Origin of the sequence: Saccharopolyspora rosea (assembly GCF_025643595.1) — a bacterium.
In the GTDB taxonomy this organism is placed as follows: Bacteria; Actinomycetota; Actinomycetes; order Mycobacteriales; family Pseudonocardiaceae; genus Saccharopolyspora; species Saccharopolyspora rosea.
The window spans coordinates 4,464,984-4,477,812 of record NZ_CP102826.1; the positions used below are offsets into that span (position 1 = coordinate 4,464,984).

Genomic DNA, 12,829 nt, shown 5'->3' on the forward strand with positions numbered 1-12,829 from the left:
CGCCGCGGACCCGCTCGGCGCGCTGCCCGGGTACGCGCGCCGGGTCGCCCCGGGCTCCTGGCCGGCGCTGACCCACCTCGCCCCGGACGAGGCTCGGCGAGCGGGCAGGCCGCCGTCGAGCGGTGCCGCGCCGCCTACGACGAGACCGAGACCCGGCTGCCGAAGCAGAGCGCGTGAGCCTCGTCACTCGATCTTGTGGACGGAATTACCCGGCTTTCGCTAACGTTGGTTGACAACAGGTGACTCAACTATGTGGCGGTTCGACACAGCAACCACCGCCGCTAGGAGGGAAGGAATGGCGACGTTCTTCGGACCGGCCGGCTTCGGCTCGGGACCGTTCGACGAGTACTTCGCGCGCTTCTTCGGCGGCTTCGGCGGCGAGGACACCACGCCGGGCAGCCGTCGGATCGACATCACCGAGCTCATGACGGAGCGCGCCCGGACCCTGCTGGCCGAGGCCGCGCGGTTCGCGCACGAGCGCGGGCGGTCCGAGCTGGACGCCCTCCACCTGTTGCGGGCGGCCGCTGCCCAGGAACCCACCCGCGGCATGCTGCGGCAGGCCGGGGTGGACGTGGACGCGCTGACCGCGCGCATCGAGGAGGGCCTGCCCCCGGCCGCCGGGAAGGAGTCCGCCGAGGGCTCGGTGTCGTTGACCCCGGCCGCCAAGGCCGTGCTGGGCGACGCGCACCGGGTGGCCCGGGCGACCGGCTCGACCTACATCGGCCCCGAACACGTGCTGCTGGCCATGGCGGCGAACCCGGACTCCGAACCGGGCAGGCTGCTCGGCAATTCCGGGGCGACGCCGGAGGCGCTGCGCACCGCGGCCCGCGACGCCCAGCAGGCACGTCCGGGCGCCGACAGCGACACGCCGACCCTGGACCAGTTCGGCACCGACCTGACCGCCCGGGCGCGGGCGGGCGAACTGGACCCGGTGATCGGGCGCGCCGACGAGATCGAGCAGACCGTGGAGGTCCTATCCCGGCGCACCAAGAACAACCCGGTGCTCATCGGTGAGGCGGGCGTCGGCAAGACGGCGATCGTCGAGGGCCTGGCCCAGCGCATCGCCGAGGACCGGGTTCCGCAGGTGCTGCGCGGCAAGCGCGTGGTGCAGCTGGACCTGTCCGGGATGCTCGCGGGCACCCGCTACCGCGGTGACTTCGAGGAGCGGATGACCAAGGTGATCGACGAGATCGCCGAGCACCGCGACGAGCTGATCGTCTTCGTCGACGAGCTGCACACCGTCGTCGGCGCGGGCGGCGCCGAGGGCGCGGTCGACGCGGGCAACATGCTCAAGCCCCGCCTGGCCCGCGGCGAGCTGCACGTGGTCGGCGCGACCACGTTGGACGAGTACCGCAAGCACATCGAGAAGGACCCCGCTCTGGAACGCCGCTTCCAGCCGGTGCAGGTGCCGGAGCCGAGCGTGGCCGACACCGTGGAGATCCTGCGCGGGCTGCGGGCCAACTACGAACAGCACCACGAGGTCCGCTACACCGACGAGGCGGTGCGCGCCGCGGCCCGGCTGTCCGACCAGTACATCTCGGACCGCTTCCTGCCGGACAAGGCGATCGACCTGCTCGACCAGGCCGGTGCCCGCAAGCGGCTGTCCGCGCTGGACCCGGGGTCCCGGGCCGGTGAGCTGCGGCGGCGCGTCGAGCGGCTGGAGCAGGAGAAGGACGAGGCGGTCGCCGCCGAGGAGTACGAGGAGGCGTCCAAGCTCCGCGACGAGATCACCCGCGTCCAGGCGGAGCTCGCCGAGATCGGCGAGGCCGAGGGGCCGCTGGAGGTCACCGATGCCGACATCGCCGAGATCGTCTCCCGGGCGACCGGTGTGCCGGTGAACCGGCTGACCGAGGCCGAGCGGTCCCGGCTGCGGAACCTGGAGGAGGAACTGCACCGCCGGGTCGTCGGCCAGCGGGACGCGGTGCGGGCGCTGGCCCGCGCGGTGCGGCGGTCCCGCAGCGGCCTGGGCGACCCGAACCGGCCGGTGGGCAGCTTCCTGTTCCTGGGACCGACCGGCGTCGGCAAGACCGAGCTGGCCAAGGCGCTGGCGGAGTCGTTGTTCGGCGACGAGAAGCGGATGATCCGGCTGGACATGAGCGAGTTCCAGGAACGGCACACCGCCAGCCGCCTGGTCGGCGCTCCTCCGGGCTACGTCGGCCACGACGAGGCCGGTGAGCTGACCGAGGCGGTGCGCCGGCACCCGTACTCGGTGGTGCTGCTGGACGAGATCGAGAAGGCGCACCCCGACGTGTTCAACACGCTGCTGCAGGTGCTCGACGACGGTCGGCTCACCGACGGCCGGGGCCGCACGGTCGACTTCTCGAACACGGTGCTGATCATGACCAGCAATCTGGGTTCGGAGGTCGTGTCCACCAGCGGCGGCGCGATCGGCTTCCGCAGCGACGACGCCGCCCCGGCGGTCGACGAGCGGGTCATGCCCAAGCTGCGGGAGGCGTTCCGGCCGGAGTTCCTCAACCGCATCACCGAGATCGTGGTGTTCCGGCGGCTGGACGCCGAGCAGCTGCGCACGATCACGCGGATGCTGCTGGAGAGCACCGTGGAGCGGTTGCGGGAGCTGGGCGTGCGGGTCGAGTTCAGCTCGGCGGCGGTGGACTGGATCGCCGAACGCGGCTACCAGCCCGAGTTCGGCGCCCGGCCGCTGCGGCGGGCGATCGAGCGCCGCGTCGACGACCCGATCAGCGACCTGCTGCTGGACGGTGCCCTCGCCGAGGGCGGTCGGGTCCGCATCGACGTGGCCGACGGCGAACTCTCCTTCGACGTCGACCAGCCCGCCGCGGTCTGATCCGGCGCGACGGGGGCGGGTGCTCGCCGCACCCGCCCCCTTTCTTCCGCGTCGGAGCCGTCCTGCTGTCATCGGAGCATGACGACACCGGACCGGATCGCGGTGTACGGGACGCTGCGGCACGGGCGCGCGGCCTGGGAGCTGCTGCGACCGCTGGTGGTCGGGCCGCCGGAGCCGGTGCGCCTGGCCGGAGCGCTGTACGACACCGGCTCCGGGTATCCCGCGCTGAAGCTGGACGGCTCCGGGCGGGTGCCCGCCGAGGTGTTCCGGTTGGCGGATCCGGGCCGCGCGCTGCCGCTGCTCGACGACTACGAGGGCCCGGAGTACGACCGGCTCGTCGTCGACCTGCGGGGTCCGTGCTGGGTGTACGTGTGGCGCGGCCCGGTCACCGGTATGCGGCGGTTGCCCGCGGGCTGGTGAGCTACGGCAGCACGGAGCGGACCGCGTCCGGGGTGCGGCCCACGACCGCCGTGCCGTCGTCGGCGGTGATGATCGGGCGCTGGATGAGCTTCGGGTTCTCCACCATCGCGGCGATCCACCGGTCCCGGGCGGCCTCCTCGCGCGGCCACCCCTCCAGCCCCAGCTCCCGGGCGACGGGTTCGGACGTCCGCGCGACGTCCCAGGGTTGCAGGCCGAGGCGCCGCAGCACTTCGTCGAGTTCGGCCGCGGTGGGCGGATCGTCGAGGTAGCGACGGACCGTGTAGGACGCGCCCGCCTCGTCCAGCAGGGACAGCGCCGACCGGCATTTCGAACACGCGGGGTTGACCCAGATCTCCATGTCGCCATCCCACCACGGTCGCGCGCCGGGCGTACCGTGATGGCGGGCGGACAGCCCTTCACACCACCGGCGATCGTTGCAATACTTGTTCAACTAGGCGGACGACTCGCGGAGGTGGCCATGCTGCCCAGGGAGGAACGTCGCCGCCTCAAGGAGATCGAGCACCAGCTCACCGGCGACGACCCCAAGCTGGCACGTCGACTGACCGACATCGGACTGCTGCGGCGCGTGTGGGCGCGTCTCGGCCTGTACGCGGCCCTGTCCGCGGTGTCGGCCGTGCTCGCGGTCGTGTGCCTGTTCCTCGGCGACGGCGCCGGTCTCTTCCTCTGCGGCGCGCTGACCGGAGTCCTGCTGGCGTTCCGGAACTGGCACTTCCACGCGGAGTGAGACGACGAAAAAGGGGGCACCCTGCGAGCCGGGTGCCCCCTTTCGCGCGTGCGGGGTCAGGCCACGCCCTCGGGGCTGGCGCCCTCGATGGACACGCCTTCGGCGGTGATCCGGTCGATCTGCGCCAGGTCGTCGGCGGAGAGGTCGAAATCGGCCGCGGCCAGGCTGTTCTCGATGTTGCGGGCACTGCGCGCGCCGACGATCGCCACGTGCACGCCGGGCTGCGCGAGCACCCAGGCGATGGCCAGCTGGCTGACCGACATGCCGCGCTCCTCGCCGAACCGGGAGAGCTGGTCCACCACGGCGAGGTTGCGCCGCAGCAGTTCGCCCTGGAACGCCGACGCCTGCGAACGCCAGTCGTCCGGTTCGAACGTGGTGTCGGCGGTCATCCGCCCGGTCAGCAGCCCGCTGGCCAGCGGGCTGTAGGCGAGCACGCCGATGTCGTGCTCCCGCGTGTAGGGCAACGTCTCCTGCTCGATGCCGCGGCGGAACAGGTGGTACGGCGGCTGGAGCGCCTCCACCGGCCGGAAGCGGTCGAACTCGGCCAGCTGCGCCGCGTTGTAGTTGGACACGCCGACGTGGCGGATCTTGCCCTCGTCGACGAGTTCCTGCAGCGCGGTCGCGGTTTCCTCGGCCGGGGTGTCCGGGTCGGGCCAGTGCACCTGGTAGAGGTCGATGTAGTCGAGCTTGAGCGCCCGCAGGCTCTCCTCCACGCCGCGGCGCAGCCACTCGCGACCGGCGTCGCGCGGCCGTTCGCCGCCGGGGTTGATGCCGCCCTTGGTCGCGATGACCAGGCTGTCGCGGTCGCGGTCCAGCTCCGCGCGCAGGGCCTTGCCCAGCACCTCCTCGGAGCGACCGAACCCGTACGCCTGAGCGGTGTCGAAGAAGTTCACGCCCAGTTCGCGGGCGTGCCGGATCGCGTCGATCGCGCCCTGCTCGTCGAACGAACCCCAGTCCCCGCCGAGTTGCCACGTGCCGAAGGCGATCCGCGAGACGTCCAGACCTGTCTTGCCCAAGACCGTGTACCGCATGCCCCCATGACACCGCACGGCCGCCGCGGCCGCCATGTCGCGTGCACCACCGTCCACAAGCGCCACCCGAACCCTGGGAAGATCGACGCCGCCGTGGTATGGGTGTCGATGGCATCGGGTATCACCTTCCCAACGGCACGTCGAACGGCAGGAGCACGTCGATGACCACTGTTGCTTTCCTGGGCACCGGAACGATGGGCGCGCCGATGGCGCGGAACCTGCTCGGCGCCGGGTTCGGGCTGCGGGCGTGGAACCGGACGGCGGAGAAGGCGCGGCCGCTCGCCGCCGACGGCGCGACCGTGGCCGACAGCCCCGCGCAGGCCGCCCAGGGCGCCGACGTGCTGGTGACCATGCTGCTCGACGGCGCGGCCACGGTGCAGGCCGCGCGCGCGGCCCTGCCGGAACTGGCCGAGAACGCGGTGTGGGTCCAGATGGGCACCATCGGCCTGGACGGAATGTCCGAAGTGCACGCCGCGGCCGGGGACGTCCCGGTCGTCGACGCGCCGGTGCTGGGCTCCACCGTCCCGGCCGAGAAGGGCCAGCTCGTGGTGCTGGCCTCGGGCCCGACGTCGCTGCGCGACCGGGTGCAGCCGCTGTTCGACGCGGTGGGCGAGCGGACGCTGTGGCTGGGCGAGGACAGCGCGCACGCCGACGGCACGCGGCTCAAACTCGCGATGAACAACTGGGTTCTGGCGCTGACCAACGCCGTCGGCGAGTCGTTGGCGCTGGCCGACGCGCTGGGCGTCGACCCGCGGCACTTCCTGGACGCGCTGCGCGGCACGCCGACCGACTCGCCGTACGCGCACCTGAAGGGCAACGCGATCCTGGACGGCCGGTTCACCCCGTCCTTCACGGTGGCGGCAGCGCACAAGGACGCCGAACTCATCACCGAGGCCGCGGCGGGCAAGGTCCGCCTGGACCTCGCCGAAGCGGCCCGCGAACGCCTCCGCCGCGCCATCGACGCGGGCCACGGCGAGCAGGACATGGCCGCCGCCTACTTCGCCTCCTTCCCGGAGTGATCCGTCCACATCGGACATGACCGGTTCGCCGACCGCGGCAGGAAGATGTCGCGGGGCCGGACCGGGACCAGCGGCAGCGGGACGCCGACGCCGAGCCCGCGTCGCCACCGCCGTGCCGGCGGGTTGCCCGACGACCCGGGAGATCCCCGGCAGCCGGACCGTCGACGGCCCGCCCGGTGGGCGGCGCGGTTCCGGTGCGCATCGCGTCGCGCGCCCGCAGTTCCAGCGGGTCCGCGCCGAGTTCGCGCGCGGGTCCGTCCACGTTGGACTCGCAGCCGCAGGTGGACCGGACGACGCTTCGAGATCCGCCCTGCCGTCGCCCGGGGACGCGACCCGCGCAGCACCGGGGTCGTGTTCATCGGCCGCGACCCGGACCGCGACCGGCTCACCGAGGGACTGCGCGGCTGCGCGGTCTGACGGCGGCGGGCGTCGGCGCCCTGCCGGGCGGCGGTGCGGGCGGGCCGAGGCCGACCTGCTGCGCCAGCCACGGCATGGTCGTGGCGAACGCCTGGCTCCACACGGGGAAGACGTGCTCGCCGCCCGGGATGACGTCCACGCGCGTGTCGATCCCGGCGCGGCGGGTCAGGCCCTCCAGGAAGCGCGTCGCCGCCAGGGGTTCGGGATCGGCCTCGCCCACGACGAAGTAGCCGTGCAGCCCCGGGAACCGGTGGCGGCCCAGCAGGGCGGCCGGTTCGTGCGCCTCGAACCGCTTCCGGGAGCCGTCGAACAGCGCCGCGATCGTGTCGCCCGGGTCGTTGACGTCGCCGTCGCGCGGTCCGACCAGTCCGCCGTAGTCGGCGAACGCGGCGAACATGTCCGGGTGCCGCAACGCCAGCACCAGCGAGCACGTCCCGCCCTCGGACAGGCCCGCCACCGCCCAGTACCGGCCGGGTTCGCGGGTCAGGAAGCGGCTGTGCACGAACTTGGGCACGTCGACGGTGAGGTAGCGCTCGGCCTTGCCGCGCGCGCTGTCCACGCATTCGGTGTCGTCGAACACGTCGCCGTTGACGTCCGGCATCACGATCACCGGCGCGACGCCGCCGTGGCCGGCCGCCCACTCGTTGGCGGCATCGGCGGCCCGGCCCCCGTCCACCCAGTCCGTCGGGCTGCCCGGCGTACCGTGCAGCAGCAGCACCACCGGCAGGCGCGGGCGCGGGCGCGCGAACCACGCGGGCGGCAGGTACACCTCCGCCGGGCGGGCGGCGAAACCCGAGCTGGAGCCGGGGATGTCGATGGTCGCCACGATCCCGTTCGCGGGGCGGGTCTGCTGCGCGTTGAGCATCGCCAGCGACCCCTGGTCCTCCCCGTCGAGCCCGAGCGCCTGCGCGACCGTGAGGTAGTAGCCGAAGTACGCGTTGACGCCGATCAGCACGTTCACCGCCACCAGCAGCACGACCAGCGGCAGCAGCGCCAGTCGCACCGCGCGCCTGCGGAACCGCCACACCAGCAGCGCGGCCAGCAGCACCGTGACCGCCAGCAGCACCAGCCGCAACGGCCACCAATCCACCAGGGAGAGATCAGCGCAGAAATCGCCCAGCAGCCGCTGCACCACGGTCCACCGCATCGTAAGCGGACTCCCCTCGAATTCCCCTCGAAGCACCAAAACCCGAAATCGTGCGATTCCGGCGATTTCGTCCGATGTGGAAACGATCTGCGTCGACGATACCGACACAATTCCGGGCCGCGAGCACCGATCCCCGTTCGCGGAACCGGAAAATGCACCGATTCGGACGCGTTCCCGGGTTCCGCACCGAGCGATTTCCGGGGTGGTCCATAATCGCGCCGACAACTCGCCGCGCCGCGGCGACCAGAATTGATCACCAGAATGGGCGAAAAGTGCACGCAATTGTCGGACCCGGGCCACAACTGCCGCAGTCGGTGACCGAGCAGGCCGGTGGACGCAGCCCGCTGGAGTCCGTGGTGCTCGTCGTCGTGCTGGCGCTGCTCACCGTCGCGTCGATCGCGCTGATCCGGTGGCGGCGCCTGCGGCGGGCGACGATCGCCATCCCCGTGCTGCTGGGCGTGCTGACCTGCGCGGCCGGGGTGAACAGCTACGTCGGTTACGTGCGGTCGCTGGACGACTTCGGGCGGCTCCTGCTGCTGGCCACCGGCGGCAACGGCGTCGTGGGCGACCCGGAGACGCCGCAGGTGCCGTTGCGGCCCGGTGGCGTCCGCGTCGTCGACCTGTCGATCCCCGACCCCGCGCGGGGCGTGCCGACCGGGCGCACCCGCGTGCTGCTGCCACCCGGCTACGACAGCCCAGCCCAGGCGGGCAGGCGCTACCCCGTGGTGTACCTGGTGCACGGCTACCCCAGCGGCGGCCCGGACGACTGGCTGGGGCCGGGCGGCGCACCGCAGACCCTCCAGGCGCTCGCGGACGCCCACGCGGCGCCGCCGATGATCGTGGTGGCCGTGGACGCCACCGCGGGCGCCGGGACCGACTGGGAGTGCCTGAACGTCCCGCACGGCCCGCAGCTGGAGTCCTACCTGACCACGACCGTGCCGCACGCGGTCGACGCCCGGTTCCGCACCCTCGCCGACCGCGGCGACCGCGCCATCGGCGGGATGAGCGGCGGCGCGTTCTGCGCGCTGAACCTCGGGCTGCGCAACCAGGCCCAGTACTCGGTCGTGCTGGCCACCGAGCCCTACGACGAGCCGGGCGAGGCGGGTGCGTCACTGCTGGCCGGGCATCCGGACCTGCTGCGCGCCAACACGCCGCGCGAGTACCTGCCGACGCTGCCGATCGAGCAGCCGCTGTCGGTGATGCTGCACGCCGGGATCATCGCCAGCAGTGACGTCGACCTCGCCCACCGCCTCGGCGAACAGCTCGCCGCGCGCGGCGTCCACGTCGCCGTCCGCGCCGAACCCGGCGAATGGCACACCTGGCGCACCGCCCGCATCGGCCTGCCCTACCTGCTGACCTTCGCGGGCCAGCACTTCACCGGCGTCCGCCCGAACGTGCCGCCCGGCCACCTCGGCTGACCACCCGCGAGGCGACATCGACGACGCTCGGTTCCCACGTGGCAAGCGGCGTCAGCCGCTTTCTCTTTCGGTGAGTACGCAAGCAACTTGCACCGCCGCGGGTTCTCCGATGAGCACAGGGGCGCGTCAGCGCCTCCTTGGGGGGCGGTGGTCGGGCGACGGGCGGGCGTCTCGCGAGGACAGCCCCGACGCCGTGTATTGGGCATACATCAGGAGGGGCTTCCGCAGTCGATGTGACTGCGGCGCGTCAGCGCCTCGTTGGGGGGTGGTGGTCGGGTGACGGGCGGGCCGCTGAGGTTCCGCCACCGGCACCGCCACCCAAAACGACCCCGATGACGAAACCTCACGTCCGGCGCACCAGCGGGAACGCCAGTGTCTCCCTGATGGACCTGCCGGTCAGGAGCATGACGAGGCGGTCGACGCCGAGGCCGAGACCGCCGGTGGGCGGCATCGCGTACTCCAGGGCGCTGAGGAAGTCCTCGTCCAGTTCCATCGCCTCCGGGTCGCCCCCGGCGGCCAGCAGCGACTGCTCGGTCAGCCGCCGGCGCTGCTCGACCGGGTCGACCAGTTCCGAGTAGCCGGTGCCGAGCTCGGTGCCGAAGGCGACCAGGTCCCAGCGCTCGGCCAGCCGCGGGTCGGCGCGGTGCTGGCGGGTCAGCGGGGAGACCTCGGTCGGGAAGTCGGTGAAGAACGTGGGCCGGGTGGTGCGGGCCTCCACCAACCGCTCGTACATCTCCAGCAGGACCGCGCCGCGGTCCCACTTCTCCTGGTAGGGAACCCCGGCCCGGGTGCACAGCGCCCGCAGCTCGGCGAGCGACGTGTCGGCGGTCACCTCGGCGTCGACGGCCTCGGAGACCGCCTCGTTGACCGGCACCACGGGCCACTCCCCGCCCAGGTCGACCTTCTCGCCGTCGGCCCCGACGGCCAGCGGAGCGCCGTGCGCGGCGGTGGCCGCCGCCTGCACCAGCTGCTGGCACAGCTCGCGCATGGTCGTGTAGTCGCCGAAGGCCTGGTACGCCTCCAGCATCGTGAACTCGGGGTTGTGCTTGTGCGAGACGCCCTCGTTGCGGAAGGTGCGGCCGATCTCGAACAACTTCTCCACCCCGCCGACGCACAGCCGCTTCAGGTACAGCTCGGGCGCGATCCGCAGGTACAGCCGCATGTCGTAGGCGTTGATGTGGGTGGTGAACGGCCGGGCGTTGGCGCCGCCGTGCACCGGTTGCAGCACCGGCGTCTCGACCTCCAGGAAGTCCGAGCGCACCAGCGTGTCCCGCAGCGCGTGCACCGCGGCGCTGCGCGCCCGCAGCGCCTCCCGCGCCTCGGGGCGCACGATCAGGTCGACGTGGCGGCGGCGGACGCGCGCCTCCGGGTCGACCAGGCCGCGGTGCTTGTCCGGCAACGGGTGCAGGCACTTGGCCGCCAGCTCCCATTGGTCGGCGAGCACGGACAGCTCACCGCGCCGGGAGGTGACGATCTCGCCGGTCACCGACACCTGGTCGCCGATGTCGACCCGGTCGTGCCAGCAGCGCAACGTCTCGCGACCGCTGTCCGCGGCGGTCAGCATCACCTGCAGGTCGCCGGACCAGTCGCGCAGCGTTGCGAAGCACACGCCGCCGTGGTCGCGCAGCAGCACCACGCGGCCGGCCACCGAGGTGCGCTCGCCGGTGCGGGTGTCGGCGGGCAGGCCGCGGTGGCGTTCGACCACCGCGCCGCACCGCTCGGTGCGCGGCACCTCCACCGGGTAGGGGTCCACACCGGACTCCCGGAGCGCGGACAGCTTGTCGTGGCGCACCTGTTCCTGCTGCGGCTTGCCGTGTTCGACCACCGCGGGCTCGGTGTCCGGGGCCGGTGCCGGATTCCCCGTCGCGTCCAATGTGGACATTCGGCCGGGGCCGGGCAGGAAGCCCTCGGCGACCGCGGAGGCCACGCCGACGCGCGCCAGGTCGCGGCGCTCGGCGAAGGCGACGAACCGGGGCCACCAGTGCGGCCGGTACTTGACGTTGGAGCGGTACAGCGACTCCAGCTGCCACCAGCGGGAGAAGAACAGCAGCAACCCGCGCCACGCGCGCAACACCGGCCCCGCGCCGATGCGGGCCCCCTCCTCGAACGCCGAGCGGAACATCGCGAAGTTCAACGACACCCGCTCCACGCCCAGCCGCGGCGCGGCCTGCACCAGCGAGGCCACCATGAACTCCACGACGCCGTTGTCGGCCTCCCGCTCGCGGCGCATGACGTCCAGCGACAGCCCGGTGCGGCCCCACGGCACCAGCGACAGCAGCGCGACCGGCGTGCCGTCGGCGTTCAGCGCCTCGACGAGCACGGCCTCGCCGTCCTGCGGGTCGCCGAGGCGCCCCAGCGCCATCGAGAAACCGCGCTCGGTCTCGGTGTCGCGCCACTGCTCGGCCAGCCGCGCGATCCCGGACATCTCCTCGGCGGGCACCTCCCGGTGCCGCCGGATGCGGGCGGTGTGCCCGGCGCGCTGCACCCGGTTGACCGCCTGCCGAACCGGGCGCATCTCCCGGCCGTCCAAGCTGAACTCGGCGGTGCGCAGGATCGCCTCGTCGCCCAGTTGCAGGATCTTCATCCCGGCCCGCGAGTAGGCGGTCGCGCCCGCCTCGCTGAGCCCCATCACCGCCGGGGTCCAGGTGTACTCCCGGCACATCATCAGCCACTTGTCGATCGCCGGCGCCCACGCCTCGGGGTCGCCGAGCGGGTCGCCGCTGGCCAGGCACACCCCGGCCACCACGCGGTAGGTCACGGCGGCCTTGCCGCTGTCGGAGAACAGCACGGCCTTGTCCCGCCGGGTGGCGAAGTAGCCGAGCGAGTCCTGCTCGCCGTGCTCGGCGAGCAGGCGCCGGATGCCTAGCTCCTCGTCCGGGTGCAGGGCGGCGGCCAACCGCTGGGCCCGCAGCAGCAGGAACAGCGCGGTGAACAGCGCGGCGGTGCCGAACAGGCCGAGCACCAGGTTGACCCAGCCGGGCGCGTGCCCGACGCGGGTGACGTCGAACACGACCGCACCGCCGAGCACCCGCTCCAACGTCCACGTCAGGCGCTCCCACGGGTCGCGCAGCGAGCCTGGGAACAGCGTCACCAGGCCCCATCCGACGGCCACGGACACCGACACGATCAGCACGAACGCCGACGCGGCCTGGTGCGCGCTGCCGCGCTTGGCGCGGCCGAAGAACTCGCCGCGCACCCGCACCAGCAGTCCGATCGCCAGCAGTGACAGGACGATGTTCGCCACGAACATCCAGACGTGGGCGATGGTGAGCTGGTAGCGGCTGCTCATCTCGTCGATGTCGGACCACAGCGCCGGGGCGTGCCGCCACAGCGCCACCAGGACCACGACGTCGGCGATCGTCTGCAGCACCAGGATCGCGACGAGGATCCGGTGCGCCAACGCCTTCCGGCGGTTGAGCGCGGCGGCCAGGACCGCGAGGAACGCGCCGTAGGCGAGGTTCGGCGGCGCCGGGAACACCACGTCGTCGACGATCCGCCGCACCGGCTGCACGTGTCCGAACAACACCAGGCCCACCGCCGAGAACACGCACAGCGCCGCGATCAAGTAGACGATGCCTGCGGCGACGCCCGGCACCCTGGCCTGCCACCGGTGCCCGGGAACAACCCCGGTGGCCGCCTTCCCGCGCCGCTCGTCCGGCGGTGCGGCGACCTGCTGGACCACTGATCCTCCTCGGCCGTTCCTGTTCGACGACGCGACCAATCTACGACCGCCGGCACCGGCCGCGCGCACGCCCCGAATCGAATGCCAGTTTTGCGGCGAAACGCGAATTCGGTCGGCGGACAGCGGGCACCATTCGGACTCAACTCA

10 protein-coding genes are annotated in these 12,829 nt (G+C 72.7%); 6 read left to right on the forward strand and 4 right to left on the reverse strand.

From position 1 onward, the window contains the following. The first annotated feature begins 295 nt into the window (after positions 1-295). Both NV263_RS20595 and NV263_RS20600 read left to right on the forward strand, forming a co-directional pair. Positions 296-2,803: an ATP-dependent Clp protease ATP-binding subunit gene (locus NV263_RS20595; RefSeq protein WP_263248131.1), complete on the forward strand. Its 2,508-nt coding sequence runs from the start codon at positions 296-298 to the stop codon at positions 2,801-2,803. 78 nt (positions 2,804-2,881) lie between these two features. Beyond that, positions 2,882-3,223: a gamma-glutamylcyclotransferase family protein gene (locus tag NV263_RS20600; protein ID WP_263248133.1), complete on the forward strand. Its 342-nt coding sequence runs from the start codon at positions 2,882-2,884 to the stop codon at positions 3,221-3,223. Position 3,224: 1 nt separating this feature from the next. Here NV263_RS20600 and NV263_RS20605 read toward each other — a convergent pair whose 3' ends face one another. Next, positions 3,225-3,581: an arsenate reductase family protein gene (locus tag NV263_RS20605; RefSeq protein WP_263248135.1), complete on the reverse strand. Its 357-nt coding sequence runs from the start codon at positions 3,579-3,581 to the stop codon at positions 3,225-3,227. 120 nt (positions 3,582-3,701) lie between these two features. Between NV263_RS20605 and NV263_RS20610 the strand changes: the two genes are divergently transcribed. Continuing rightward, the gene (locus NV263_RS20610; protein WP_263248137.1) at positions 3,702-3,968 is read left to right on the forward strand and encodes a DUF3040 domain-containing protein; all 267 of its coding nucleotides are present in this window, start codon (positions 3,702-3,704) and stop codon (positions 3,966-3,968) included. Positions 3,969-4,024: 56 nt separating this feature from the next. Here the strand turns inward: NV263_RS20610 and NV263_RS20615 are convergent, their stop codons facing one another. After that, on the reverse strand, positions 4,025-4,999 hold the full coding sequence (locus tag NV263_RS20615; RefSeq protein WP_263248139.1) for an aldo/keto reductase: 975 nt from the start codon (positions 4,997-4,999) through the stop codon (positions 4,025-4,027). Positions 5,000-5,160: 161 nt separating this feature from the next. On the opposite strand from NV263_RS20615, the gene NV263_RS20620 reads away from it, so the two are divergent. Together NV263_RS20620 and NV263_RS30735 are read left to right on the forward strand one after the other, a co-directional pair. Continuing rightward, the gene (locus tag NV263_RS20620; protein WP_263248140.1) at positions 5,161-6,018 is read left to right on the forward strand and encodes an NAD(P)-dependent oxidoreductase; all 858 of its coding nucleotides are present in this window, start codon (positions 5,161-5,163) and stop codon (positions 6,016-6,018) included. 45 nt (positions 6,019-6,063) lie between these two features. Beyond that, positions 6,064-6,435 (forward strand): GTP-binding protein, encoded by a 372-nt coding sequence (locus NV263_RS30735; protein ID WP_380757810.1) that lies wholly within the window; start codon positions 6,064-6,066, stop codon positions 6,433-6,435. Here the strand turns inward: NV263_RS30735 and NV263_RS20625 are convergent. Further along, positions 6,404-7,582, reverse strand: a complete 1,179-nt coding sequence (locus NV263_RS20625; RefSeq protein ID WP_263248141.1) for an alpha/beta hydrolase — start codon at positions 7,580-7,582, stop codon at positions 6,404-6,406. The two genes, NV263_RS30735 and NV263_RS20625, sit on opposite strands and share 32 nt — an antisense overlap. Positions 7,583-7,854: 272 nt before the next feature. On the opposite strand from NV263_RS20625, the gene NV263_RS20630 reads away from it, so the two are divergent. Beyond that, entirely contained in the window at positions 7,855-9,000 is a 1,146-nt protein-coding gene (locus NV263_RS20630; RefSeq protein ID WP_263248142.1) for an alpha/beta hydrolase, read from the forward strand. A gap of 343 nt (positions 9,001-9,343) precedes the next feature. On the opposite strand, the gene lysX is transcribed toward NV263_RS20630, so the two are convergent. Next, positions 9,344-12,682, reverse strand: a complete 3,339-nt coding sequence (gene lysX / locus NV263_RS20635; RefSeq protein WP_263248143.1) for a bifunctional lysylphosphatidylglycerol synthetase/lysine--tRNA ligase LysX — start codon at positions 12,680-12,682, stop codon at positions 9,344-9,346. Between the last annotated feature and the right edge of the window lie 147 nt (positions 12,683-12,829).

Coding starts and splice junctions, on each gene's coding strand:
- NV263_RS20595 (WP_263248131.1), top strand. CDS start 296: ATGGCGACGTTCTTCGGACCGGCCGGCTTCGGCTCGGGACCGTTCGAC.
- NV263_RS30735 (WP_380757810.1), top strand. CDS start 6,064: ATGTCGCGGGGCCGGACCGGGACCAGCGGCAGCGGGACGCCGACGCCG.
- NV263_RS20610 (WP_263248137.1), top strand. CDS start 3,702: ATGCTGCCCAGGGAGGAACGTCGCCGCCTCAAGGAGATCGAGCACCAG.
- NV263_RS20600 (WP_263248133.1), top strand. CDS start 2,882: ATGACGACACCGGACCGGATCGCGGTGTACGGGACGCTGCGGCACGGG.
- NV263_RS20615 (WP_263248139.1), bottom strand. CDS start 4,999: ATGCGGTACACGGTCTTGGGCAAGACAGGTCTGGACGTCTCGCGGATC.
- NV263_RS20620 (WP_263248140.1), top strand. CDS start 5,161: ATGACCACTGTTGCTTTCCTGGGCACCGGAACGATGGGCGCGCCGATG.
- NV263_RS20625 (WP_263248141.1), bottom strand. CDS start 7,582: ATGCGGTGGACCGTGGTGCAGCGGCTGCTGGGCGATTTCTGCGCTGAT.
- NV263_RS20605 (WP_263248135.1), bottom strand. CDS start 3,581: ATGGAGATCTGGGTCAACCCCGCGTGTTCGAAATGCCGGTCGGCGCTG.